The sequence below is a fragment of the Streptomyces sp. NPDC058401 genome (assembly GCF_042722885.1).
Lineage (GTDB): Bacteria > Actinomycetota > Actinomycetes > Streptomycetales > Streptomycetaceae > Streptomyces.
This window is the reverse complement of sequence record NZ_JBHXKA010000004.1, coordinates 119,372-141,895: the sequence shown is the minus strand read 5'-3', so window position 1 is coordinate 141,895 and position 22,524 is coordinate 119,372. Positions and strand designations below refer to the sequence as shown.

The following is a 22,524-nucleotide window of genomic DNA, read 5'->3' as shown; positions in this document are numbered from 1 at the left end:
CACGTACGCCCAGTACGCGAACGCCCCGGCAGCACGCCCAGGCACGGCACCAGACGCCGCGGGCTCGGCCGACAAGATCCGAAAGAGACGACCTAACAGCCCGGTCCGGGCGGTTCCACGAAGGCCCGGGTCAGGTGCGCGGTGGCCAGCAGGGCGCGGCGGCGGACGGCCAGGGCCAGGAGTTCCTCCCGCGAGGCGCGGGCGGCGGCCCGGTCGCGTTCGTGGGAGTACGGGACCGCCGGGTCTGCGAGCTGCACCGCGTGGACCAGCACGTCACCGGTGACCACGACGTCTCGGCCCCCACCGCCCCCACCCCCGGCCGCGCCTTCCACCAGCACCGACTGGTGGCCGGGCGTGTGCCCGGGCGTCGGCAGCAGGGTGATGCCGGGAGCGAGCCGGTGCTCGCCGGCCACCTCGTGGAGCTGCCCGGCGGCCCGCAGCGGGGCCACCGTCCAGTCCCAGACGGGATCCGCCCGGTCCAGGGCCGCCACCTCCGCGCTCTGTACGAGGTACCGGGCCTCGGGGAAGAACGGCCGGCCGGCCTCGTCCTGCGTCCAGCCGGTGTGGTCCTCGTGCAGGTGGGTCAGGACCACGGCCTCCACATCGGCCGGGGCGATCCCGGCCTCCCCGAGCGCGGCGGGCAGCCGGCCCGGTACCGGGGCCCAGCCGGCCGCCGGGCTCCGCGGCGGGCCGACCCCCGCGTCGATCAGCACCCACCGGCCGCCCGGCCGGGGCACGGCGAAGCACCGGAAGTCGAGCCGCCAGGAGCCGTCCGGCCCGGCCGCGTCCGGATCCAGCAGCGCGGCCCGCTCCCAGGCGGCGGCGCCCGCCCCCGGGAAGGCCGTGACCGCGGGCTCGAAGAACGACCCGCGGGCGTCGAGAAGGGCCACCACCAGCCCCTGAGTGTCCATTCGCCTATTGTGCGGCGTATGAACGAACAACTGGACGGGCCCGCGCCCTTGGAGCCCATGCCCACCGACTGGCAGCGTGCGCTGGCGGTCGTGGCGCACCCGGACGACCTGGAGTACGGCTGCGCGGCGGCCATCGCGGACTGGACGGACGGCGGCCGCGAGGTCGTCTACCTGCTCGCCACGCGCGGCGAGGCCGGCATCGACACCATCGACCCCGAGACGTGCGCCCCGCTGCGCGAGGCGGAGCAGCGGGCGAGCGCGGCCGTCGTCGGTGTCCCCACGGTTGAGTTCCTCGACCACCGCGACGGGGTCCTCGAGTACGGCCCGGAGCTGCGCCGGGACATCGCGGCGGCCATCCGGCGCCACCGCCCCGAGCTGGTGATCACGATGAACCACCGCGACACGTGGGGCGGGGCCGAGGGCGGCGGCTACTGGAACACCCCGGACCACAAGGCGGTCGGCCGGGCCACCCTGGACGCCGCGGGCGACGCCGGCAACCGCTGGATCTTCCCCGAACTCCTCGCGGAGCAGGGCCTGGAGCCGTGGAACGGGGTGCGCTGGGTGGCGGTGTCCGGCACCACCACGCCCACGCACGCGGCCGACGCCGGCCCCGGCCTGGAGCGTTCGGTGAAGTCCCTGATGGAGCACAAGGCGTACATCGCCGCGCTCACGGACGAGGACCCGGAGACGTACGTGCGCAGCTTCCTGACGGGCAACGCCCAGCAGGCGGCCGCCCGGTTCGGGGGCCGTCCGGCGGTGGCGTTCGAGGTCTTCCCGCGCTAGCCGGACACGCCTAGGGTGTCCGCGTGATCGACACCCTGAGCACGGAGATCGCGGAGGGTGAGGAACGGATCCGTCTGGACGTCGCGGACGGGATCGCCGAACTCACCCTCTGCCGGCCGGAGAAGCTCAACGGCTGGAGCTGGGAGTCCACCCGCCAGCTCGGCCTGCTGGCGGACCGGATCCGCTTCGACCCCGCCGTACGGGTGGTCCTGCTGCGCGCCGAGGGCCGGGCGTTCTGCGCGGGCATCGACGTGACGGCCCCGGGCGGCGCGATCACCGGCGGCTCGGCGGCCGAACGCAACCGCAACTACTACGAGGGCATCCGCTGGGTCCACGAACGCTTCGCGGTCCTGGCCCGGCTCCCGCAGCCGGTCGTGGCCGCGGTGCAGGGGTACTGCCTGGGCTTCGGTTTCGAACTGGCCCTGATGGCGGACATCCGGGTGGCGTCCGAGGAAGCCGTCTTCGCCCTGCCCGAGGCCCAGTTGGGCGTCGCGGTGGACGCGGGCGGCGACCTGCGCATCGCCCGGGAGGCGGGCGCCGGCTGGGCCAAGTTCCTGGCCCTGACCGGCCGCCGCATCGACGCCCGGATGGCGGAGCGGCTGAATCTCCTCCAACAGGTGGTCCCGGCCGAGGAGTTGGAGTCTGTCGCCCGCGCACTCGCGGCGGAGATCGCGGCCAACGCCCCGCTCGCCGTCCAGGGCATCAAGCGCGCGATCGACTCCTACGCGGACGCCGCCCTGCCCGCGGCCCTGGACCGGGTGGCCATGACGGCGGCCCTCACCCTCACCTCGGAGGACTCCCGCGAGGGCTACACCGCCAAAGCGGCCCGCCGCCCCCCGCACTTCACCGGAGGCTGAGCACCGGCCGGACGGAGAACGCCTCCCAGGGGGACCCGTCCTCCGGGCCGTACGCCAGCTCGGCCAACGCCGGGTTCCGGTTCGCCGTGGCCAGCGTCAGCCAGGCCCACAGGTCCCCGTACCCGCCGCACACGGACTCGCCGCCGTCCCCGCCGTGCACGGCGCCCGGATCGCCGCTCAGCTCGGCGGCGTACGAGTCGTAGGCGATGCGCAGACCGAAGGCGTTGGGCTCGACGCGCGGGGCGAACGTGCCGCTGCCGTACGAGGGTTCAGCGATCGGACAGGTGCTGCCCCACCGGAAGAGGGTGCGCGCCCCGGCCCCGCAGGCGTGCTCCCACTCGTCGGCGCCGGGCATCCGCAGTCCGCGCCCCGCGAGCACCGCGGGCATGTCGGCGGGAGGTTCGGTGAGCGGTTCGCTCTCCACGGCCATGAACACCGTCGCCAGGGTGACGGTCCGGGGCCGGCTCAGCAACTCGGCCAGGTGCGCCTTGAGATCGGGACCGTAGCCGTACTCCTCGGCCAGGCTCCGCTCGAAGTCGGCGGTCTGCTCCGCGGTGGGCTCCCAGGCGTCCAGGTCGAAGCCGAGGCGGACCGTTCCCCCGGGTATCAGGGCGAACTCCTGCCCGTCCCGTTCGACGCGTACGCGGTGGAGCGGGCCGCCGAGGTGTTCGGCGGTGTCGACCAGGCTCACCCGGCCGCCCACCGAGCCGGCGGCTTCCAGGGCGAAGCGCCGGGCGTCCGGCAGGTCGAACGAACGCCACCGGTCAAGGGTCAGATCAGCGAAGGACATGCCGCCCATGATGCCCCGGACCACTGACAACACACCGAACCACTGACAACACCGGACCACTGACAACACCGGACCACTGACAACACCGGACCACTGACAACACCGGACCACTGACAACAGGGTCCGCGCTCCTCCGCTACTCCTCCAGGCGCAGCAGGGCCAGGGCGCGAGCCGAGACGGCGGGGAGGGGTTCGCGACCGCCTTCGGCGGCCCAGTGTTCCAGGGCGACGGTGACCGCGTCGATGAGGACGGCCGCCAGGACCCGTGTCTCCAGGGCGGATTCGGGGCGCCCCGTGCGGACCGCGAGCACGGGCACCAGGCGGTCCTGCATCGCGCGCGCGGCCGCGAGCCAGCGCATGCGGATCTCGGGGACGCCGCCCATCACCTGGATCAGGCGGGCCGTCTGCCCCGGCCCCTCGTAGCGCGTGCCCGCCGTGGCGGTGGTGAAGGCGGCCTGGACCGCTTCGGTGAGGGGCTCCGCCGAGGGCCGCAGGGCGAGTTCCTCGACCAGGGTGGAGACGCCCGCGGTCAGGACCGGGGTCAGGGCGTCCTCCTTCGTCGGGCAGTACCGGTAGAAGGTGCGCAGCGAGATGCCGGCCGCCCGCGCGATGTCGTCGACCGTGGTGGCCTCGAACCCCCGCTCGGAGAACAGGTCGGCGGCCGCCTCCGCGATCTCGTACCACGTGGCCTCCCTGCGCCGTGCCGTCAAGGACGGGCGGCCCCTGCTCACCGTGCTCACCGCAGGACCTCCAAGGGGTGGATGGGGGCTGTAGACGGGGCCAATGTGCCACACGATCGCATCATGGCGTGTCGTGCCGGAATGACGTACGGGAATGACCTGACGGGCCGGACGGTGCGCGCACCCCGCCCCGGCGCGTCAGGGGATGAACGGCCCCCGCCCCAACTGGTCCCGGACCGGCACCACTTCCGGGTTGACCAGGGAGCGCCGCTGCCAGTTCGCCCCGTCCACCACCAGGGTGTGGCCGGTGATGAAGCGGGCGTAGGGCGAGGCCAGGAAGGTGGCGGCCCAGCCCAGTTCGCGCGGTGCGCCGACCCGCAGGGCGGGCTGTCTGGCGTCCTTGTCGTCCGGGGCGGCCCGCTCCAGACCGCCCCGGATGTCCTCGGTCATGTCCGCGTGCGGGAACAGCCCCGGCACCAGTCCGTTGATCTGGATGCCGTACGGTCCCCACTCCACGGCGAGGGTTTCGACGAGGTTCTTCACCCCCGCCTTCGCGGCGGCGCTGTGCGCGTAACCAGGGCCGCCGGTCCAGGCGTACGAGGCGCCGATGTTCACGATGGATCCCGCGCTGCCCGCGGCGAGGTGGCGGCGGCCGAACTCCCGGGTCACGAACCAGGTGCCGGTCAGGGTGATGTCGACCACCGCACGCCAGGCGTTGGGGGACAAGTCCTCGGCCGGGCAGGGGAAGTTGGCGGCGGCGTTGTTCACGAGCACGTCCGGGACCCCGCCGAAGGCGGCCGCGGCGGCGTCGAAGACCTCGGCGACCCGTTCGGGGTCGCGGATGTCGCAGACGGCGGCCGTCACCCGGCCCGCTCCGGGGACGGCCGCCAGCTCCTCCTGGGCGGACTTCAGCTGCTCGATCCGGCGGCCGGCGATCACCAGGTCCGCGCCGAGCCGCGCGAACTCGGTGGCGATGGCCTTGCCCAGCCCGGTCCCGCCGCCGGTCACGAGCACCGCCCGGCCGGTGAACGTGCCGGGCGGCAGGGCCGCGGAACCGAGCGGCGGGGGCGCGGGCAGGCCGCGCATGGGGGTCTCCATGCGCCCATCGATAGCGTGCGGGCGCCGAGAGCACCATGGCCGTGCCGGGGGCAGTTGCTTCCCGCTACTTCCCGGGCGCGTAGGCCTGCTTGCTCGCGCAGGTCCAGATCATCGCGCTGTCCGTCAGGGTGAGCAGATCGCGGAAGGAGCCGCCCACCCGGTCGTCGTCCGAGACGGCGTGGGCCTCGGTGTTGACGTCGGCGCTCGCGCCCGCCGGGTTCGGGAGGACGAGCGGGGTGCCCGTGCCCGGCCAGTAGGCCGCCTGTACGTAGCGGGCGTAGCCCTCGACGAAGGTGGCGGCGGTGCCGACCGTCGCGTTGGTGGTCGGGCTGATGGCCTCGAAGGTCAGGGTCTCGTAGCCGGTGGCCGGTCCGGGGGTGGTGGGCGGCGCGTCGTACGGCTTCTTCCAGACGGCCGGGGTGCGGCGCCGCAGCTCCCGGTGGTTCTCCGCCTCGTATCCGACGACGCGGCCCTTGTCGTCGATGCCGCTCGCCTCGGTGCCCGTAGTCCAGTCCGTCTCGTTCCAGACGGGCAGGCTGTAGGGCGGGTAGCCGCCGCCGGCCGGCCAGACCACCGGGAAGGTCTTGCTGACGATCCGGTCGTCCTCCAGGTCCTCGTACTCCGTGTGGGCGGTTCCGAGCACGTCCCCGCGCTTGTTGATGCCGTCCACGGCCACGATCCGGGTGCTGGGGTGCGCGTCCTCGGGCACCGGCAGTTCGCGGACCACGGTGCCGTTCGCCCACTCCTTCGGGGTGCCGGCGTCCATGCCGACGATCCGGCCCGCGTCGTTGACGCCGGCCGGGCCCGTGCCGGCCGCGGCGCCGGTCAGCAGCCGTACCGCCGCGTCCCCCGCGCGGTAGGTGAAGGCGGCGTGCGCGCGGTCCGAGGAGCGCTCCAGGGTGCCGACCATCAGGCCCTTGGCGTTGACGGACGTGACGCTGCCGTTCTGGAAGCCGGCCGGCAGCGGGACGGCGTGGACGGTGCGGTCCGCTGTCCAGTACGCCGGGAGGCCGCGGCTCTCTCCGACGGCGAGACCGTCCGCTCCGAGGCCGTTGACGACCCCGGAGGTCCAGGGGCCGGACGGCAGGGCCGGCAGTCGGACGGCGTCCGGCACGCACGCGGCGGCGGAGGCGGCGGAGGCGGCGGAGGCGCCCGTCGGGGCGGCTGCCGGGTGCGCGGCCGACGCGGCCGAGGCCGGAGCGGCGGCCGTGACGAGACCCGCCAGGACGGCGGCGGCCGCGATCGCGGACATGCTTCTGCTCATGTGCTGCTTCCCCCAGGATGTGTGAAGCGCCCCGCCCCGACGGCGGGGTCCCCGTGCCCGTCAGCCATCGCCGTTCATGACGTGCCCGCGTCATATGTTGCCTGAAAGGGGGCGTGATGCGACCGGATCGGCGCGTGTCGTTGCGGACCGACCCGTTCCCGTGACTCCCACTGGTTCCCACGGACGCAAGCGACCGCTTAGTATGCTCGCGAGGCGTGGTTCCCGTCGGCGGCTGGAGGCCCCGGATGCAGGCATGGCGAGTACACACCCCCGGCGAGCCCCGCGAGGCCATGCGCCTCGAAGAGGTGCCCGAACCGGTGCCCGGCGAGGGCGAGGTGAGGCTCAAGGTGCTCGCCGCCAACGTCAACTTCCCCGACGCGCTGCTCGTGCGCGGCCAGTACCAGATCCGCCCGCCGCTCCCCTTCACCCCCGGCGTGGAGATCTGCGGCGAGACCGACGACGGCCGCCGCGTCATCGCCAACCCGAGCCTGCCGCACGGCGGTTTCGCGGAGTACGTCACCGCCCCCGCGCGCGCCCTGCTCCCCGCCCCGGACACCCTCGACGACGCCGAGGCGGCCGCCCTGCACATCGGCTACCAGACGGGCTGGTTCGGCCTGCACCGCCGGGCCCGGATCCAGGCCGGCGAGACCCTCCTCGTGCACGCCGCGGCCGGCGGGGTCGGCAGCGCCGCCGTCCAGCTCGGCAAGGCCGCCGGAGCCACCGTCATCGGGGTCGTCGGCGGCAAGGCCAAGGTGCGCACCGCCGAGGAGCTCGGCTGCGACCTCGTCATCGACCGCACCAGCGAGGATGTGGTCGCCCGCGTCAAGGAGTTCACCGCAGGACGCGGGGCCGACGTGGTCTACGACCCGGTCGGCGGCGAGGCCTACGCCGCCTCGGCCAAGTGCGTGGCCTTCGAGGGCCGGATCATCGTCGTCGGCTTCGCGAGCGGCACCGTCCCCACGCCCGCGCTGAACCACGCCCTCGTCAAGAACTACGCGATCCTCGGCCTCCATTGGGGCCTGTACGCCGCCAAGGACCCGGCCGCGATCGCCGCCTGCCACGCCGAGCTCACCCGGCTCGCCGCCGAGGGCTCCATCACACCGCTGGTCAGCGAGCGGGTACCGCTCGCCGGTGCCGCGGACGCCGTGCAGCGCCTCGCCGACGGGACCACCACCGGCCGGCTGGTCGTCGTACCGGCCCTGGACGCCGCGCTGTCCGCCTCCCCGGCAGGGGGCTCCCGATGACGGCCGCCGCGCTCACCGCCGAGCAACTGCGCGCCCGCGTACGGGAACTGCTGTCGGCGCACCCGCCCGCGAGCACCGCACCCGCGGAGTTCCTGGGGGCCCGCTTCGACGCCGGACTCGCCTGGGTGCACTACCCCGAGGGCCTCGGCGGCCTCGGCGCGCCCCGCTCCCTGCAGGCGGTCGTGGACGCCGAGTTGGAGGCGGCCGGAGCCCCCGACAACGACCCGCGCCGGATCGGCATCGGTCTCGGCATGGCCGCGCCCACGATCCTCGCGTACGGCACCGAGGAGCAGAAGCGGCGCTTCCTGCGCCCGCTGTGGCTCGGCGAGGAGGTGTGGTGCCAGCTCTTCAGCGAGCCGGGCGCCGGCTCCGACCTGGCCGCCCTCGGCACCCGCGCGGTGCGCGAAGGGGAGGAATGGGTGGTGGACGGCCAGAAGGTGTGGACCTCCAGCGCCCACACCGCCCGCTGGGCCATCCTGATCGCCCGCACCGACCCGGCGCTGCCCAAGCACCAGGGCATCACCTACTTCCTGTGCGATATGACCGCGCCCGGCGTCGAGGTGCGTCCGCTGCGGCAGATCACCGGCGAGGCCGAGTTCAACGAGGTCTTCCTGACCGGAGTGCGGATCCCCGACGCCCACCGCCTCGGCGAGGTGGGCCAGGGCTGGGCGGTGGCCCGCACCACCCTGATGAACGAACGCGTCTCCATCGGCGGCATGCGGATCCCGCGCGAGGGCGGCATGATCGCCCCGGTCGCCGCCGCCTGGCGCGAGCGGCCGGAGCTGCGCACGCACGCCCTGCACCAGCGGCTGCTGGAGCTGTGGGTCGAGGCCGAGGTCGCCCGGCTGACCGGAGAGCGGCTGCGCCAGCAGCTCGCACAGGGCCAGCCCGGACCGGAGGGATCGGGGATGAAGCTGACCTTCGCCCGGCTGAACCAGGAGATCAGCGGCCTGGAAGTGGAACTCCTCGGCGAAGAGGGTCTGCTGTACGAGGACTGGACCCTGCGCCGCCCCGAGATCGTCGACTTCACCGGCCGCGACGCCGGCTACCGCTACCTGCGCGCCAAGGGCAACAGCATCGAGGGCGGCACCAGCGAAATCCTCCTCAACATCGTCGCCGAACGCGTCCTCGGCCTGCCCGCCGAGCCGCGCGACGACAAGGACCTCGCCTGGAAGGACCTGGCCCGATGAGCTCACCCGCCGCGGCTCCGCTGGACCTGCTGTACTCCGAGACCGAGGAGGAACTCCGCACGGCGGTACGGTCCCTGCTCGCCGCCCGCTGCGCCCCCGCGGCCGTCCTCGCCCGGATCGAGGGAGCCGGACCCCACGACCCCGAACTGTGGCGGGTGCTCGCCGCCGACATCGGCACGGCGGGACTCCTCGTACCGGAGAAACTGGGCGGACAGGGGGCCGGCCACCGGGAAGCGGCCGTGGTCCTGGAGGAGCTCGGCCGGGCCGCCGCGCCGGTCCCGTACCTCACGAGCGCGGTCCTGGCGACGGAGATCCTGCTCGGCTGCGAGAGCCCGGAGTCCGCCGAACTCCTGCGGGAGCTCGCGGCGGGCCACCGCGTCTGCGTACCCGCCCTGCCCCTGACCCTGGCCCCGGGCGCGCCCCTGCCGACACCGGTACGGGACTCCGGCGCGGGCTCGCTCGGCGGGAGCGTCGGCTCCGTCGCCGACGCCGTCGGCGCGGACGTGCTGCTCGTCCTCGCCGACACCGGGCTGTACGCCGTACCGGCCGGCGCGGCGGGGGTCGTGCTGACCCCGCACGTGGCGCTGGACCAGACCCGTCCCCTGGCCGCGGTCCACCTCGACGGGGCCACCGGAACCCGGCTCGCCGACCCGGCCACGGCCCGGGCGGCCATCGCCGGAGCACTGCTCTCGGGGGCCGGTCTGCTCGCCTCGGAACAGCTGGGGATCGCCGAGTGGTGCCTGACGGAGACGGTGGCGTACCTGCGCACCCGCCACCAGTTCAACCGCCCCGTCGGCTCCTTCCAGGCCCTCAAGCACCGCCTCGCCCGGCTGTGGCTCGACGTGGCCTCCGCCCGCGCGGCGGCCCGCGCCGCGGCCGACGCCCTCGCGACCGGCGCCGCCGACGCGCCGCTCACGGTGGCGGTGGCCCAGGCCTACTGCTCGGGCGTGGCGGTCCGGGCCGCCGAGGAGTGCGTACAGCTCCACGGCGGCATCGGCATGACCTGGGAACACCCGGCGCACCTGTACCTCAAGCGCGCCAAGGCCGACTCCCTGGCCCTGGGCACGGCCGGCCACCACCGGGGCCTGGTGGCGGACTTCGCGGAACTCCCGGCGCCGTAGGGAGCCGCCGGTCATTGCCCCAGGAACGCCGAGACGGCCGCCTCGAACCGGCCGGCGTCATCGACCCAGGGGTAATGGCCGGCTCCGGGCTGCACCGACAGCGTGGCGTCGGGGAACAGCGCCGCGAGCTCCGCCGTCGACCGGGGAGGACTGTTCAGGTCGAACTCCCCGGTGAGCAGCAGGACGGGCGCCCCGAAGGCGGCCAGCGCCGCCCGGGTGGCCTCCGGGGTGAAGGCGCCTTCGGCGCCGAAGCCCGCGACGGCCTCGCGGTTGACCGGCAGTCCGGCGGCGTGGTGCTCCCGTGCCGCCCGGTCCCACCGGCCGCAGAAGAAGGGGGCGAGCGCCTCCCAGTCGCTGCCCGTGCCCGCGGAAACGGCCTCCAGGGCGGCGAACGCCGCCGGGAACCACGGCTCGTCCGCGCGGAGCCGTGCCAGTTCGAGCCGCGTCTCGCCGGTCACCTCGATCCCGACGGCCCGGGTGCTCGGGCCGATCAGGACCAGCCTGCCGACGGCGCGGGGGTACCGGGCGGCGTACCCCATGGCGACGTTCGCCCCGGCGGAGTGGCCGAGCAGGTCCGCCCGGGCGAGCCCGAGGTGTTCGCGCAGCGCCTCCACGTCGTCGACGAGCCGGTCGCAGCGGTAGGAGGAGGTGTCCTCGGGCACCGCCGACCCGCCGGTGCCGCGCGGGTCGGGCAGGATCAGTCGGCGGTGGCGGGACAGGCCGCCGAGGTCGCCGAGGTAACGGGAGTCCGCGGGGCCTCCGGGGATGCAGAGGACCGGGTCGCCGTCGCCGACCGTGCGGTAGGAGAGCCGGGTTCCGTCGGGGGCGCAGAAGGTGGGCATGGGCCTAGCCTGCCAGTGATAACCAGGTTATACAACCTGGTTATCACGGCGCGCCGACGGGCTGCGGTTCCGGTGTATAACCGAGCTATGACAGATGGGGAATCGCTGACGGAGCCGCTGACGGAATCACTGACGGAGGAGCAGGCCGGGCGGATGCTCGCGGAGATGAACGAGGTCATCCGCGCGGGCGAGGAGATGCGCAAGCTGCGCACCGAGATGATCAAAGTCTTCACGGGCCTCGGCTGGACCCAGGACAAGATCGCCCGGCTCACGGCCATGAGCCAGCCCGCCGTGTCGAAGCAGGTGGCGAAGTACAAGGCGGAAGACCCGCTCCCGCCGGTCGGACTCTCCCTCGACCAGGGCGACGCCCCCTGGCTCGAAGGGCGCCTGTGGGGCCTGGCCGAGGAGATCGCCGAGGCCTACCCCGACACCGCGCGCTGCGCCCGGCACGTCGATGCCGTCGCCCGGGGGAAGAAGCGCTTCACGCCCCGCGACGTGGACGAGCTGCGCCGCCTCGTCGAGGAGGACCTGCGGCTGCACCGGGAGGAGCTGCCCGCCGGCTACCGGGAGGCCTACGACGCGATCGCCCGCGGGCTCGACGTCCCCTCGGGAGCCACCACGGACACCCCGGCCTCCGTGCGCCGCACCCTCGCGCACCGGATCCAGCGCGACCGCCTCGGCGACGCCGCCTGACGGGGCGGGGCCGGAGGGGGGCGGCTCCGGCACGGGGGCGGCGCAGACCCGTACACCGGGACTAGCGCACACCCACGCCGCCGTTCTGGCCGAACGGCCGATGCGGGCGCCCCGTCGGATCCCGCACCCTCTACGGGACCCCTCGTGCCGCTCCCGCTCACGCGCGGCCCGCTCCCGTCCTGCCCGCCCCTCGAAGGAGGCGCCATGCTGCACGCCCTCTACCTCCTCGGCATCGCCGCCTTCGCCGCCTCCGGCGTCCTGGCCGCCCACCGCGCCAACATGGACCCCTTCGGCGGGCTCGTCCTCGCCTTCGCGGCCAGCATCTCCGGCGGGACCCTGCGCGACCTCATCCTCGGCCGGCACCCGCTCTACTGGACCCACGACTGGCTGCTGCTCGTCCTCATCGGGTCCGTCGCCATCGCCACCATGCTCTACCTGCGCCGCCGCGAGCTCCCGCACCGCACGCTCATGGTCGTCGACGCCGTCGGTCTCGCCGTGGTCACCGTGATCGGCGCCCGCGCCGCCATCGACGCGCACGTCACCCCCGTCGCCGTGCTGATCCTGGCCGTCCTGACGGGCGTCACCGGCGAGGTCGTCCGCGACGTCCTCTGCGGGGAGTTCCCGCCGCTGCTGCTGCGCGAAGAGGTGTACGCGACGGCCGCGCTCGCCGGGGCCATGGCCTACCTCGGCCTGCACTGGGCGGGCGTTCCGGACACCGCCAACATCGCGGTGTCCGCCTCCCTGGTCTTCGCCCTGCGCATGACCGCCGTCTTTCGCGATCTGCACCTGCCCCGGCTCCAGCGCACCACGGCCTGACGCCGCGGGCCCGCGCGTCAGGTGACCGGCCCGCGCGCGCCACGGAACAGGCCCGCGCCTCGCACACCGGGCCCCCGCACCGGAAGACACGCCGGTTGAAAGAGTGGCGAAATGCCGGAAACCTGCTCTTGGGCCATTGTTCTCGGGAAGGGCGGTCGTGGCCGCCGTGAACCGCGCCCCGAGGAGTCTCAGCGTGTCCGGACCGGAGACGATCCCTCATATGCGCGTCGTCCCGGGGTGGATGCGCAAGCACACCCCGCTGCTGAGCCGGCTCCTGGCACAACTCGGAGCGGTCAGAGTGCTGGACTGTGCGACCAGGCTGGCGGCCCAGGCCTTCCTCGGCGCCGTGCCGGCCATCTTCGTCATCGCGGCGCTCGCGCCCGAGTGGCTACAGCAACAGCTGGTCTCGTCCATCCGCGTCACCCTGGGGCTCCAGGACGCCGCACTCGACCAGGTGCAGTCGGTGTACACCGCCGTCGACACCACGGCCGTCGCCAGCACCGGCGGGGTGGGAATCCTGGTGACGCTGCTGTCGGCGACCGCGTGCAGCCGGGCCCTCCAGAAGACGTGCGAGCGCTCCTGGCACCTGCCCAAGTCCAAGGCCAGGGTCGCTGCCTGGCGGTGGCTGGCCTGGCTCGTCGTCTGGCTCGTCGCCCTGCTGTTCCAGGGACTGGTGCAGACGGCGTTCGGCACCGGCCGGATCACCGGTTTCACCCTCGCCGCGATCAGCGGAACCCTGCTGTGGTGGTGGACGCAGCGCCTGCTGCTCGGCTCCCGGATCCCGTGGCTGCCGCTGCTGCCCGGCGCGCTGCTGGCCGGGTTCGGGGAGCAGCTCCTGACCGTGGCGTCGAGGGTCTACATGCCCCATGCCGTGGACCGCAGCCTGCAGCAGTTCGGCAGCCTCGGCTCGGTCTTCGTCCTGCTGTCCTGGCTCATCGGGTTCTTCATCGTGATCACCCTCGCCATCGCCGTCGGGTACGTGGTGGCCCACGAACCGCGCCCGGCCGCCTGGCTCCGTACGCCCGTGGGCCCTGAGACGCCGTGACGTGACGTGACGTCAGGACGTCTTGACGGGAGGCCTTGACGGGACGCCGCGCGGCTACCGCGGTCCGGCGGCGTGGTCGGCCGGGTCGGCCCGGTCCGCGCAGCGGCCACCGGCCGCGAGCAGCGAGAGGACGGCGAGCACGGCCAGCAGGACGAGGGCCAGCAGCAGGACGGTGAGCACCGTCGGGTGGTTCCACAGCGCGAAGACGAGCGCGCACACGAGCAGGACGCCGATGGTGAGCCGGCTCCGCTGCGCCTGTACCCAGGTACCGACGCTCCCGGTGCGCACCCCGTGGGCGGCGCCCCACACGGCGGCGGAGTCGGCCGCGCGCTCGGCACCGCCGCGCAGGCCGCGCGGCAGGCGCCCGGCGCCGGAGAGGTAGGCCCCGAGGGCCACGACGACCCCGAGGACGAGCGCGGTGCGGATGCTGACCCGCAGGAACCGCACCAGGGTGTCGAAGACCGCCGCTGCCGCCGCCGGTGACTGGACCTGCGCCGGAAGGTGGTCGAGGTAGTAGTGGCGGGCGACGACCAGCCCGATGGCGAAGAAGAGACAGGCGGCGGCCGCGCCGAGCGTGGTGGTCACCAGGGCGCGCCGGCGGCGCCGGGCGAGCAGCACTCCGGCGGCTCCGAGGACCACCGTGAGCACGGGCAGCCAGTTGCCGACGACGTCGAGCAGGTGGACCGCACCCCGGATCTTCCCCAGCTTCTCGGACTGGAAGAGCACCATCTGCTTGTCGACGTCGGGGATCTTCTCGGCCGGCGACAGGCCGGCCTCCACGAGGTCCTTCTTGACGGTCTCCACGGCGGCGCCGACATCGAGGGTGACGGTGCCCCCCTCCACTCCCACCGCCCCGCGGCCCTCACCGGTCAGTGCGTGCACCACCGCGGCGTGGGCGGCGCGGTTGGCGGTGGTCCACACGGTCTCGAACCGGTCGCTCTCGACGAACCGGGTCGCCACCTTGGAGACGGCCGCGTCCGCGGCCGAATCCAGCTGCGGCCCCAGCGCCTTGACCGCCGTCCCCACGCGGGGCGGCAGTCCCTGGGCCTCCAGCCACTTCGCCAGGTCCGATGTCACCTGAGCGCCGTCGACCCGGACGTCGGCGGCTTCGGTGATGCGGTGGACGGCCGCCTCCTCGATCGCCGGATCCGAGGCGAGCGGGGAGACCGTGGACACGTAACGGCCGGTGTCCAGCACGATGTCGTGCACCCAGACGGTGAGCAGGGAGACCGGTACGAGGATGCAGGTGAGCGTGATCAGCACCGCCGAGACCGAACTCAGGACGATCCGTCCGGCACGTGACGCACCCGTCCGGCCCGGTGCGGGCACGCCGTCGGGGAGTTCGGACGGCACGTTCATGGCACTCCCGGGGACGAGGCACGAGAAGACGTGCGTGTGTCCCATGGGACACACGAGGCCGCCGGATCCGCGCGTTCGGTTGGGCCCATCGTGTGAACGGCCCCGCCGGCGGCGGCCGTCTCCTCCTACAACCACATGAACCGGCGGGGCGCTCCCCGGTGACCTCGCCCGCCGCGCCGCGTTAGACCCGTAGCCACCGGCCACCGAGCGAGGGAGACCGTATGTACGCAGCACCCGCCGCACCACTCACCCGCCGCGCGGTCCTCCGCACCGCCTTCACCGCGGCCGTGTTCGCCGGCACGGCCGCCGCGCTGGCCCCCCTGCTGCGCGCCCGCCGCCCCCGGCAGACGCTCACACCGGCCCCGCTGATCCCGGCGGGCGAGGAGACGTACCGCGGCCGGCACATCGCCGTCGACCCGGCGGGGACCTCCGTACGCATCGACGGCCGCGCCCTGCACGTCATGCGCCGCTCCGACGGCACGTACCTGAGCGGGATCAACCACTTCCAGTCCTACGCGACCCCGCTGGAGCTGGCCCGCGCGGCCGTCGACGAACTGGGCACCACCCAGCTGGCGTTCGCCGCTGCGCACCACGGCCGACAGGAGTAGCACGGCGTGTACATCCGGCAGAACCAGAAGAACCTGACCAGCGCGCAGAAGAAGCGCTTCACCGCGGCCGTGATCGAGCTCAAGCGAAACGGCACCTACGACGCGTTCGTCCGCACCCACGACAAGTACTTCGTCCCCGACCGGGACCGCAAGCTGCGCGTCGGGCACATGTCGCCGTCCTTCTTCCCCTGGCACCGGCGCTACCTGCTGGAGTTCGAACGGCAGCTCCAGAGCGTCGACCCGGGTGTCACCATCCCGTACTGGGACTGGACCACCGACAACAGCCCGGCCTCCTCCCTGTGGGCGGAGGACTTCCTCGGCGGGACCGGCCGGGAGAGCGACCGACAGGTGATGACCGGGCCGTTCGCCTACGGCGCGGGCAACTGGACGGTCACGGTCGGCATCACGGAGGCCGCCTTCCTCACCCGCAACCTGGGCCGGCCGCAGAACCCGATCAGCCTGCCGACCCCCGCCGAACTCCAGTGGGCGATCGACGACCCGCTGTACGACAGCTCCCCCTGGGACTCGACGGCCGGGCGCGGCGGCTTCCGCAACAAGCTGGAGGGCTGGGCCGCCCCGAAGAGCGAGAAGTGGCGCAACCACAACAAGGTGCACCAGTGGATCGGCGGTCACATGACCGGCGGCACGGCCCCCAACGACCCGGCCTTCTGGCTGCACCACGCCTTCGTGGACCTGCTCTGGGACCGCTGGCAGGAGCAGCACCCGGCCTCCGGCTACCTGCCCGCCGCCCCGCTCGCCGTCGGCGACCTCCAGCGCGGCCGGGTGATCGCTCTCGACGAGCCGATGCCCCCGTGGGACGTCACCCCGCGCGAGATGCTCGGCCACCAGGGGCTCTACCGCTACGAGTGAGCCCCCCGAGCCGGCACGACAGGAAGGGCCCCCGCCGACCGGCGGGGGCCCTTCGGGTCACTCGGCGATCAGCCGCCGTAGCCCTCGGTGTGGTGGTCGCCGCCACCGGAGGCGTTGACGCAGGTGTTGCCGAACGCCGGGTTCAGCAGGCCGATCACGTTGACGGTGTTGCCGCAGACGTTGACCGGGACGTGCACCGGAACCTGGAGCAGGTTGCCCGACAGGACACCGGGGGAGCCGACCGCCGCACCGTGCGCTCCGGCATCGGCAGCCGCCAGACCCGCACCGGCGGCCAGGGCGCTACCGGCGGCAGCGGTGATGACGAATGCCTTCGCGATACGCGACATCAAGATCTCCTAGAGAGAAATGGGGGTGCCGCAGAAAACGGAAGCTGCGGCGTTTGACATGGCATACAACGCGGAGAGCGGCCAAGGGTCACGGCCGCTGGGCCGCCGGTGATCTCGGAGCGGACCCTGATCCCGGAGCGGGCCTTGATCCTTGAGCGGCCCTGATCTCGGACCGGACCCTTGATTCCGGACCACCCACCTGTTCCGGACTACCGGGCGGCCGAGAAGCGGGCGGAGGAGAAGTACCGGGGCACCGGCTTGACCGCGCCCGGCGCCAGTACCTCCACCGGCGTGCCCACGCAGCCCGGCTCCCGGTACAGGGCAACCGAGCTCCTGGTCTTGTTCGTCACGGCCCGGCCGCCGCCGCCCAGGGCCTCCACACAGCCCTTGGGGGAGTCGATGCCGTGCGGGCGGTCGTCCGTGCCGAGGTACTGGAAGGCGGGCCCGACGGCCGTCGGGGTGCCGAGGGCGGCGGTCGGTCCGGTCGGTCCGTCGGCCGCGTACGCGCTGCCGCCGGCCGCCGCTCCGGCCGCGGCGGCGGCCGCCAGCAGCAGGACGGGGACCGATCCGGCCCGGACGAGGCTCCGCATGGTGTGGGGGAGAGACAGGGATCGCATGCCCCGCCCAACCCGCCGCGCCGGGGGAAGGGTCACGCCTTGTCACCCCGCGCATGCCTGTGCGACCGTGCGACCGGCACGGTGCGGAGCACCGGATCCGGCGACCCCAGGAGGACGTGATGGCCGCAGCGGCGAGCGGGACCCCGGACCGGGACCGTGCCGACCGTGCCCCCGACCGTCCCCGGGTCCGGACCGCCTCCGGCGTGGTCGAGGGCCGCACCGGGCCGGGCGGCATCGCCGTCTTCCGGGGGATCCCCTACGCCGCCCCGCCCGTCGGAGCCCGCCGGTTCGCCGCGCCCGAGCCGCCCGAGCCCTGGGACGGGGTGCGCGACGCGGGTGCGTACGGCCCCACCGCGCCCAAGGTGCCCTACCCCGAGGCGTTCGCCGCGCTGCTGCCGGACCCCGAGGTCCCCGGGGACGACTGCCTGAACCTCAACGTGTGGACCCCGGACGCCGCACCCCCGGCCCCGCTGCCCGTCATGGTGTGGATCCACGGCGGCGCCCTCACCCGCGGCTCCTCGGCCGTGCCCGTCTACGAGGGCTCCGCCTTCGCCCGCGACGGCGTGGTGCTCGTCTCCGTCAACTACCGCCTCGGCGTCCTCGGCTACGGCCTCTTCCCCGACGCCCCCGCCAACCGCGGGCTGCTCGACCAGATCGCCGCCCTGGCCTGGGTGCGGGACAACATCGCGGCCTTCGGCGGCGACCCGGGCCGGGTCACCGTCTTCGGCGAGTCCGCCGGAGCCATCAGCATCGGCGCCCTGCTCGCCGCACCCCGCGCCGCGGGCCTCTTCCGGCAGGCCGTCCTGCAGAGCGGCGCCCCCGAGACGCTGCCCCGGGACCGGGTGCGCGCCATGGTGCGGCGGATGGCCGCACTGCTCAAGGTCCCCGCCACCGCCGAAGCCTTCGGCTCGGTCGCCCTGCCCGATCTGCTCGCGGCACAGGCGGCCGTCCTGCGCCGCTCCTCACCGCTGCTCGGCGGGCCCGCCTTCGGCCTGGTCGCGGACCCGGGGACGCTGCCGCCCGATCCGCTCGGAGCGGCGGCCGCGCGGGGCGACGTAGCGCTGCTGCTGGGCTGGACCGCCGAGGAGTACCGGCTCTGGCTGGCCCCGACCGGTGCGATGCGGCTGCTGGACCGGCTGGGACCGCTGTCCGTGGCCCTGGGCCGGCTCCGCTCCGGCAAGGACCGGGCCGCCGTACGGGCCCTGCGCGCCGAGCGGCCCGGCGCGGGACCGGCCGACCTCCTCGGCCACCTGCTCACCGACCGGCTGCTGCGCGATCCGCTGCGCGCGCTGGCCGGCGCGGCCGGGCGGAGCGCGCCGAGCTTCGTGTACGAGTTCGCGTGGCCGTCCGGGGTCCCGGGCCTCGGGTCCTGCCACGCCCTGGAACTGGGCTTCGTCTTCGACACCCTCGGTGTTCCCGAAGCCTCCTGGCTCGCCGGGCCGGACGCCCCGCAGGAGCTGGCCGCGCAGATGCACGCGGCCTGGGTGCGCTTCGCCGTCGAGGGGGACCCGGGCTGGGCCCCGTGGAACGGCGACGGCCCGCCGAAGGTGTTCGGCGGGCCGGGGCGCGAGCAGCCGGCGGGGCGCGAGCAGCCGGCGGGCGCGGAGCCCGGGCGCGGGGAGCCGGTCCGGGTCGGAGCGCCGCTTACTCGACGGGTCCTTCCATGACCTTGCTGATGAACTGGATCGGGCCCTCGCCCATGTTGGGGACGTAGGTCTTGGCGTTGTGCTGGCCGCCCTGGATGATCTTCAGATCGGTGTGGATCGGCCCCTTGCCATACGTGGCGATGAACTTCTGCACGTTCGGCAGGGTGTTCTTGTTGCTCTCGTTGGTGCCGACCTGGAAGGCCAGGTAGACGTCCGGGCTGCCCTTCTTGTCGATCAGCGCCTTGGCCAGCAGCTCGGGGTTGTTCTCCGCCTTCTCCTTGTCGTGGCCCGCCCACAGGGAGGAGTCGGGGACGATGTCGGGGCCGGAGCAGATCGCGGCCTTGAACTTGTCCGGGTGCTTCAGCACGGCCTTCAGGCTCGCGAAGCCTCCGGTGGAGGAGCCCATGTAGGCCCAGCCGTCACGGGACTTGACCGTGCGGAAGTTCTCCCGCATCAGGTCCGGGACGTCGTCGGTCAGCCAGGTGCCCATCTTGGGCTGGCCCGGGATGTCGGAGGCGTCCCAGTAGATGCCCTTGTCGTCCGGGCCCGGGTTCAGCACGGGCATGGCCAGGATGAAGGGCTTGCTCTTGCCCTCGGTGTACCACTTGCTGATGCTGCTCTGGAGGCCCAGGTCGGTGCCCATCCAGTAGTTGTTCGGGTAACCGGCGCCGCCGGGCAGCGCGATCATGACCGGGAAGCCGCTCTTCGCGAACTTCGGGTCGTTGTACTCCTTGGGCGCCCACACCCAGACCTTGCCCTTGAACCCGGACTTCTTGCCGGTGATCGTGGTGACGGCGACGTGCGTGCCGTCGGGCAGGGTCATCGCGTTCTTGAAGTCGGCCGCCGGGCCGGTGGGCATCGACATCTTCGAGTTCGGCGGCGGAGTGACGGCGGTCCCGCCACCGGTGTCGCCCCCGGCGGACCCGGACGGCGGCAGCTGCCCGAAGGAGACGGAGTCGCCCTTGTCGGTGAAGGGCGGTATCTCGTAGTGGCTCATCACGAGCGAGGCGACGGCCGCGAGCGCGAGGACGGAGGCACCCGCGATCACCCACCGCCGGACCCGGGACGGCCGGCGCGGCTCCTCGGGACGGCGCGGCTCCTCCGGCCGGTACGGCTCCTCCGGCCGGTACGGCTGCTCCGGCCAGTACGGCTCCTGCGACCGGTACGGCTCCTGCGACCGGTACGGCTCCTGCGGCCGGTACGGCTCCTCGGGTCGGTACGGCGGCTGCTGTCCGTAGGGTGCGTGCGACATGTGAGGTGGCTCTCCGGCTGGTGCTGCCCCGTGGGGGCGGGGTTGGGACTGCTTTCGATCGAAAGATGAGCGTACGTGCTCACGGGTTCCCGATTTTTACGTCTCTTGGGGTTCCGGAGAGGATCACGTTGCCCTACGCGAAAAGGGCCTGTGGAGTTCCCGTTCTGTTCGCCAAGAATCCCTGGCCTCTGCACATGCCGCTGGGTACGGTACGTCCGCGCCGCCCCCAGACCACCCTGCCCGGAGGTAAATTCCGTGTTCGGCATGCCCTTTTCACGGTCCCGCCGCAAGACCGCCCTCGCCACCGCCTTCGGCGTCACCGCCGCCGGCGCCGCGCTGTGGGCGGGCGTCGGCTCCGCCCAGCCCGCGCACGCGGCCGGCCTGCCCGCACCCGACCACGTGGTCGTCGTGGTCTTCGAGAACCACGCCTACAACCAGGTCATCGGCAGCTCCAGCGCCCCGTACATCAACTCCCTCAAGACCGGGGGAGCCAACCTCACCGCCTCCTACGGCGTCACCCACCCGAGCCAGCCCAACTACCTGCAGCTCTTCTCGGGCTCCAACCAGGGCGTGACCGGCGACAGCTGCTACACGCCGGCCTTCAGCTCCGCGCCCAACCTGGCCTCCGAGCTGCTCGCCGCGGGCAAGACCTGGGCCAGCTACAACGAGGGGCTGCCCAGCGCCGGTTCCACCACCTGCTCCAGCGGCAACTACGCGCGCAAGCACAACCCCTGGTTCGCCTTCTCCAACGTGCCCACCAGCACCGCGAAGACGATGACCCAGTTCCCCACGGACTTCACCACCCTGCCCAAGGTCTCCTTCGTCGTCCCGGACCTCTGCAACGACATGCACGACTGCTCCGTCGGCACCGGCGACACCTGGCTCAAGAACAAGGTCAAGGCGTACGCGGACTGGGCCAAGACCCACAACAGCCTGCTCGTCGTCACCTTCGACGAGGACAACCGCCTCGCCGGGAACAAGATCCCGACGGTGTTCTACGGCCAGTCCGTGACCCCCGGCTCCACCACCTCGACCACCTACAACCACTACGACGTGCTGCGCACCCTGGAAGGCCTGGCCGGTCTGACCGCCCATGCCGGGAACGCGGCCACCGCCAAGGACATCACGGGGATCTGGACTTCCTGACCATGTACGTTGCGGACAGTCGCGCCACCCCCGCGTCCGCCGTGACCCCCGAGCCGCAGGCCGCCGCCCAGGGCATCCGCCCCGGGCGGCGCGCCGCGCTCGCCCCCACGGTGCTCGCCCTCGGCACGGTCAGCCTCATCACCGACGTCTCCTCGGAGATGGTCACGGCCGTGCTCCCGCTCTACCTCGTCGCCGGGCTCGGACTCACCCCGCTCGGCTTCGGGCTGCTCGACGGCCTCTACAACGGGGTCAGCGCCCTGGTCCGGCTCACCGGAGGCCACCTCGGCGACCGCTTCGGCCGCCACAAGGCCCTCGCCGGCCTGGGCTACGGGCTCTCCGCCCTGTGCAAGCCCCTGCTGCTGCTCGCCCACACCCTGCCCGCCATCGGGGCCGTCCTCGCCCTCGACCGCACAGGCAAGGGCCTGCGCACCGCCCCGCGCGACGCCCTGATCTCCCTGGCCGCGGCTCCCGAGGAGCGGGGCCGGGCCTTCGGCGTCCACCGGGCGATGGACACCGCCGGCGCGCTGATCGGGCCGATCCTGGCCTTCCTGATCCTGCGCGGGGCCGCCGACGGCTACGACGCCGTCTTCACCGTCAGCGCCTGTGTGGCCGCGCTGGGCGTCCTCGTGCTGGTGCTCTTCGTACCCGGCCGGCGCACCGTACCCGGCCGGCGCACCGTGCCCGCGGCCGGCGCGGCCCCCGTCTCGCTGCGCGCCGCCTTCGGCCTGCTGGGCCGTCCCGACCTGCGCCGCATCGCCCTCTGCGCGCTGCTGCTCGGCCTGTGCACGGTGAGCGACGGCTTCGTCTTCCTGCTGCTGCAGCACTCCGCCGGCATCGCCGACCGCTGGTTCGCCCTGCTGCCGCTCGGCACCGCCGCCGCCTTCTTCCTGCTCGCGCTGCCGCTGGGCCGCCTCGCCGACCGGATAGGCCGCCGGGCCGTCTTCCTCGGTGGCCACCTCGCCCTGCTCGCCGCGTACGGGATCCTGCTCGCGGGCGGCTCCCATCCCGCCCTGCCCTATGCCGTCCTCCTGCTGCACGGCGGCTTCTACGCCGCCACCGACGGGGTGCTCATGGCCGCGGCGGCCGGAGCCGTCCCCGAGGAGCACCGGGGCGGCGGCCTCGCCCTCGTCCAGACCGGCCAGGCCCTCGCCCGGTTCGCCGCTTCGCTCGGCTTCGGCGCCGCCTGGACCCTCTGGGGTCCCCGGCCCGCCCTGTGCGTCGCCGCCGTCCTGCTGGCCGGGGCCCTCGCGCTCTGCGTCCGGCTGCGACCGGGCGGCGAACCGGACGGCCCGGCGTCCGACACCCGGGCGCCCGACGCCGCGGTCGCCTGAGAATCCCCCTAGCCG

At 73.6% G+C, this 22,524-nt stretch carries 23 protein-coding genes; 13 read left to right on the top strand and 10 right to left on the bottom strand.

Going from position 1 to position 22,524, the window contains the following annotated elements; all coding sequences use genetic code 11:
- Window positions 1-92 precede the first annotated feature (92 nt).
- Window positions 93-911 (bottom strand): MBL fold metallo-hydrolase, encoded by an 819-nt coding sequence (locus ACFWNV_RS02905; protein ID WP_383939516.1) that lies wholly within the window; start codon window positions 909-911, stop codon window positions 93-95.
- Between the two features lie 18 nt (window positions 912-929).
- On the opposite strand from ACFWNV_RS02905, the gene ACFWNV_RS02900 reads away from it, so the two are divergent.
- Both ACFWNV_RS02900 and ACFWNV_RS02895 read left to right on the top strand, forming a co-directional pair.
- Entirely contained in the window at window positions 930-1,694 is a 765-nt protein-coding gene (locus ACFWNV_RS02900; protein ID WP_383939513.1) for a PIG-L deacetylase family protein, read from the top strand.
- Window positions 1,695-1,717: 23 nt separating this feature from the next.
- Window positions 1,718-2,551 carry an enoyl-CoA hydratase/isomerase family protein gene (locus tag ACFWNV_RS02895; protein ID WP_383939510.1) on the top strand — a complete coding sequence of 278 codons (834 nt, stop codon included), beginning with the start codon at window positions 1,718-1,720 and terminating at the stop codon, window positions 2,549-2,551.
- On the opposite strand, the gene ACFWNV_RS02890 is transcribed toward ACFWNV_RS02895, so the two are convergent.
- The 4 genes from ACFWNV_RS02890 to ACFWNV_RS02875 form a co-directional block, all read right to left on the bottom strand.
- Window positions 2,538-3,341: a hypothetical protein gene (locus ACFWNV_RS02890; protein ID WP_383939507.1), complete on the bottom strand. Its 804-nt coding sequence runs from the start codon at window positions 3,339-3,341 to the stop codon at window positions 2,538-2,540. The genes ACFWNV_RS02895 and ACFWNV_RS02890 overlap by 14 nt on opposite strands.
- Window positions 3,342-3,477: 136 nt before the next feature.
- The gene (locus tag ACFWNV_RS02885) at window positions 3,478-4,080 is read right to left on the bottom strand and encodes a TetR family transcriptional regulator (RefSeq protein ID WP_383939504.1); all 603 of its coding nucleotides are present in this window, start codon (window positions 4,078-4,080) and stop codon (window positions 3,478-3,480) included.
- A 138-nt stretch (window positions 4,081-4,218) separates the two neighbouring features.
- The gene (locus ACFWNV_RS02880; protein ID WP_383939500.1) at window positions 4,219-5,118 is read right to left on the bottom strand and encodes an SDR family oxidoreductase; all 900 of its coding nucleotides are present in this window, start codon (window positions 5,116-5,118) and stop codon (window positions 4,219-4,221) included.
- Between the two features lie 64 nt (window positions 5,119-5,182).
- Window positions 5,183-6,382, bottom strand: a complete 1,200-nt coding sequence (locus ACFWNV_RS02875) for a hypothetical protein (protein WP_383939497.1) — start codon at window positions 6,380-6,382, stop codon at window positions 5,183-5,185.
- Window positions 6,383-6,627: 245 nt separating this feature from the next.
- Between ACFWNV_RS02875 and ACFWNV_RS02870 the strand changes: the two genes are divergently transcribed.
- The 3 genes from ACFWNV_RS02870 to ACFWNV_RS02860 are packed head-to-tail and all read left to right on the top strand — an operon-like array spanning window position 6,628 to window position 9,937.
- Window positions 6,628-7,626: an NADPH:quinone oxidoreductase family protein gene (locus ACFWNV_RS02870; RefSeq protein ID WP_383939495.1), complete on the top strand. Its 999-nt coding sequence runs from the start codon at window positions 6,628-6,630 to the stop codon at window positions 7,624-7,626.
- On the top strand, window positions 7,623-8,816 hold the full coding sequence (locus tag ACFWNV_RS02865; RefSeq protein ID WP_383939492.1) for an acyl-CoA dehydrogenase family protein: 1,194 nt from the start codon (window positions 7,623-7,625) through the stop codon (window positions 8,814-8,816). Before ACFWNV_RS02870 ends, ACFWNV_RS02865 begins: the two co-directional genes overlap by 4 nt.
- Window positions 8,813-9,937, top strand: coding sequence for an acyl-CoA dehydrogenase family protein (locus tag ACFWNV_RS02860; protein ID WP_383939489.1), 1,125 nt, complete (start codon window positions 8,813-8,815; stop codon window positions 9,935-9,937). Before ACFWNV_RS02865 ends, ACFWNV_RS02860 begins: the two co-directional genes overlap by 4 nt.
- A gap of 11 nt (window positions 9,938-9,948) precedes the next feature.
- Here the strand turns inward: ACFWNV_RS02860 and ACFWNV_RS02855 are convergent, their stop codons facing one another.
- A complete protein-coding gene (locus ACFWNV_RS02855; protein WP_383939487.1) occupies window positions 9,949-10,779 on the bottom strand; it encodes an alpha/beta fold hydrolase in 831 nt (276 codons plus the stop codon).
- Window positions 10,780-10,866: 87 nt separating this feature from the next.
- Here ACFWNV_RS02855 and ACFWNV_RS02850 point away from each other — a divergent pair, with 87 nt between their 5' ends.
- From ACFWNV_RS02850 to ACFWNV_RS02840, 3 genes are all read left to right on the top strand, one after another.
- Entirely contained in the window at window positions 10,867-11,472 is a 606-nt protein-coding gene (locus tag ACFWNV_RS02850; protein ID WP_383939484.1) for a sigma-70 family RNA polymerase sigma factor, read from the top strand.
- A gap of 204 nt (window positions 11,473-11,676) precedes the next feature.
- Window positions 11,677-12,288, top strand: a complete 612-nt coding sequence (locus tag ACFWNV_RS02845) for a trimeric intracellular cation channel family protein (protein ID WP_383939481.1) — start codon at window positions 11,677-11,679, stop codon at window positions 12,286-12,288.
- 193 nt (window positions 12,289-12,481) lie between these two features.
- Window positions 12,482-13,333: a YhjD/YihY/BrkB family envelope integrity protein gene (locus ACFWNV_RS02840; RefSeq protein WP_383939478.1), complete on the top strand. Its 852-nt coding sequence runs from the start codon at window positions 12,482-12,484 to the stop codon at window positions 13,331-13,333.
- 54 nt (window positions 13,334-13,387) lie between these two features.
- On the opposite strand, the gene ACFWNV_RS02835 is transcribed toward ACFWNV_RS02840, so the two are convergent.
- Window positions 13,388-14,692, bottom strand: a complete 1,305-nt coding sequence (locus ACFWNV_RS02835; protein WP_383939475.1) for a hypothetical protein — start codon at window positions 14,690-14,692, stop codon at window positions 13,388-13,390.
- A 221-nt stretch (window positions 14,693-14,913) separates the two neighbouring features.
- On the opposite strand from ACFWNV_RS02835, the gene ACFWNV_RS02830 reads away from it, so the two are divergent.
- A complete protein-coding gene (locus ACFWNV_RS02830) occupies window positions 14,914-15,300 on the top strand; it encodes a tyrosinase family oxidase copper chaperone (protein WP_383939472.1) in 387 nt (128 codons plus the stop codon).
- A gap of 6 nt (window positions 15,301-15,306) precedes the next feature.
- A complete protein-coding gene (locus tag ACFWNV_RS02825) occupies window positions 15,307-16,170 on the top strand; it encodes a tyrosinase family protein (RefSeq protein ID WP_383939469.1) in 864 nt (287 codons plus the stop codon).
- 68 nt (window positions 16,171-16,238) lie between these two features.
- Here ACFWNV_RS02825 and ACFWNV_RS02820 read toward each other — a convergent pair whose 3' ends face one another.
- Both ACFWNV_RS02820 and ACFWNV_RS02815 read right to left on the bottom strand, forming a co-directional pair.
- The gene (locus ACFWNV_RS02820; RefSeq protein ID WP_383939467.1) at window positions 16,239-16,517 is read right to left on the bottom strand and encodes a chaplin; all 279 of its coding nucleotides are present in this window, start codon (window positions 16,515-16,517) and stop codon (window positions 16,239-16,241) included.
- Between the two features lie 209 nt (window positions 16,518-16,726).
- The gene (locus ACFWNV_RS02815; RefSeq protein WP_383939464.1) at window positions 16,727-17,134 is read right to left on the bottom strand and encodes a hypothetical protein; all 408 of its coding nucleotides are present in this window, start codon (window positions 17,132-17,134) and stop codon (window positions 16,727-16,729) included.
- 119 nt (window positions 17,135-17,253) lie between these two features.
- On the opposite strand from ACFWNV_RS02815, the gene ACFWNV_RS02810 reads away from it, so the two are divergent.
- Window positions 17,254-18,801, top strand: coding sequence for a carboxylesterase/lipase family protein (locus ACFWNV_RS02810; RefSeq protein ID WP_383939461.1), 1,548 nt, complete (start codon window positions 17,254-17,256; stop codon window positions 18,799-18,801).
- On the opposite strand, the gene ACFWNV_RS02805 is transcribed toward ACFWNV_RS02810, so the two are convergent.
- Window positions 18,779-20,032 (bottom strand): alpha/beta hydrolase, encoded by a 1,254-nt coding sequence (locus tag ACFWNV_RS02805; protein WP_383939458.1) that lies wholly within the window; start codon window positions 20,030-20,032, stop codon window positions 18,779-18,781. The genes ACFWNV_RS02810 and ACFWNV_RS02805 overlap by 23 nt on opposite strands.
- A gap of 264 nt (window positions 20,033-20,296) precedes the next feature.
- Between ACFWNV_RS02805 and ACFWNV_RS02800 the strand changes: the two genes are divergently transcribed.
- Window positions 20,297-21,178, top strand: coding sequence for an alkaline phosphatase family protein (locus ACFWNV_RS02800; RefSeq protein ID WP_383939455.1), 882 nt, complete (start codon window positions 20,297-20,299; stop codon window positions 21,176-21,178).
- A 2-nt stretch (window positions 21,179-21,180) separates the two neighbouring features.
- Window positions 21,181-22,509: an MFS transporter gene (locus ACFWNV_RS02795; RefSeq protein ID WP_383939452.1), complete on the top strand. Its 1,329-nt coding sequence runs from the start codon at window positions 21,181-21,183 to the stop codon at window positions 22,507-22,509.
- Window positions 22,510-22,524 lie beyond the last annotated feature (15 nt).

What these genes read in the sequence shown, in the direction of transcription:
- ACFWNV_RS02880 (WP_383939500.1), bottom strand. Translation starts at nt 5,118, where the DNA reads ATGGAGACCCCCATGCGCGGCCTGCCCGCGCCCCCGCCGCTCGGTTCC.
- ACFWNV_RS02900 (WP_383939513.1), top strand. Translation starts at nt 930, where the DNA reads ATGAACGAACAACTGGACGGGCCCGCGCCCTTGGAGCCCATGCCCACC.
- ACFWNV_RS02850 (WP_383939484.1), top strand. Translation starts at nt 10,867, where the DNA reads ATGACAGATGGGGAATCGCTGACGGAGCCGCTGACGGAATCACTGACG.
- ACFWNV_RS02860 (WP_383939489.1), top strand. Translation starts at nt 8,813, where the DNA reads ATGAGCTCACCCGCCGCGGCTCCGCTGGACCTGCTGTACTCCGAGACC.
- ACFWNV_RS02905 (WP_383939516.1), bottom strand. Translation starts at nt 911, where the DNA reads ATGGACACTCAGGGGCTGGTGGTGGCCCTTCTCGACGCCCGCGGGTCG.
- ACFWNV_RS02820 (WP_383939467.1), bottom strand. Translation starts at nt 16,517, where the DNA reads ATGTCGCGTATCGCGAAGGCATTCGTCATCACCGCTGCCGCCGGTAGC.
- ACFWNV_RS02800 (WP_383939455.1), top strand. Translation starts at nt 20,297, where the DNA reads ATGCCCTTTTCACGGTCCCGCCGCAAGACCGCCCTCGCCACCGCCTTC.
- ACFWNV_RS02835 (WP_383939475.1), bottom strand. Translation starts at nt 14,692, where the DNA reads ATGAACGTGCCGTCCGAACTCCCCGACGGCGTGCCCGCACCGGGCCGG.
- ACFWNV_RS02805 (WP_383939458.1), bottom strand. Translation starts at nt 20,032, where the DNA reads ATGTCGCACGCACCCTACGGACAGCAGCCGCCGTACCGACCCGAGGAG.
- ACFWNV_RS02815 (WP_383939464.1), bottom strand. Translation starts at nt 17,134, where the DNA reads ATGCGATCCCTGTCTCTCCCCCACACCATGCGGAGCCTCGTCCGGGCC.
- ACFWNV_RS02855 (WP_383939487.1), bottom strand. Translation starts at nt 10,779, where the DNA reads ATGCCCACCTTCTGCGCCCCCGACGGAACCCGGCTCTCCTACCGCACG.
- ACFWNV_RS02845 (WP_383939481.1), top strand. Translation starts at nt 11,677, where the DNA reads ATGCTGCACGCCCTCTACCTCCTCGGCATCGCCGCCTTCGCCGCCTCC.
- ACFWNV_RS02810 (WP_383939461.1), top strand. Translation starts at nt 17,254, where the DNA reads ATGGCCGCAGCGGCGAGCGGGACCCCGGACCGGGACCGTGCCGACCGT.
- ACFWNV_RS02890 (WP_383939507.1), bottom strand. Translation starts at nt 3,341, where the DNA reads ATGTCCTTCGCTGATCTGACCCTTGACCGGTGGCGTTCGTTCGACCTG.
- ACFWNV_RS02875 (WP_383939497.1), bottom strand. Translation starts at nt 6,382, where the DNA reads ATGAGCAGAAGCATGTCCGCGATCGCGGCCGCCGCCGTCCTGGCGGGT.
- ACFWNV_RS02795 (WP_383939452.1), top strand. Translation starts at nt 21,181, where the DNA reads ATGTACGTTGCGGACAGTCGCGCCACCCCCGCGTCCGCCGTGACCCCC.
- ACFWNV_RS02830 (WP_383939472.1), top strand. Translation starts at nt 14,914, where the DNA reads ATGTACGCAGCACCCGCCGCACCACTCACCCGCCGCGCGGTCCTCCGC.
- ACFWNV_RS02865 (WP_383939492.1), top strand. Translation starts at nt 7,623, where the DNA reads ATGACGGCCGCCGCGCTCACCGCCGAGCAACTGCGCGCCCGCGTACGG.
- ACFWNV_RS02870 (WP_383939495.1), top strand. Translation starts at nt 6,628, where the DNA reads ATGCAGGCATGGCGAGTACACACCCCCGGCGAGCCCCGCGAGGCCATG.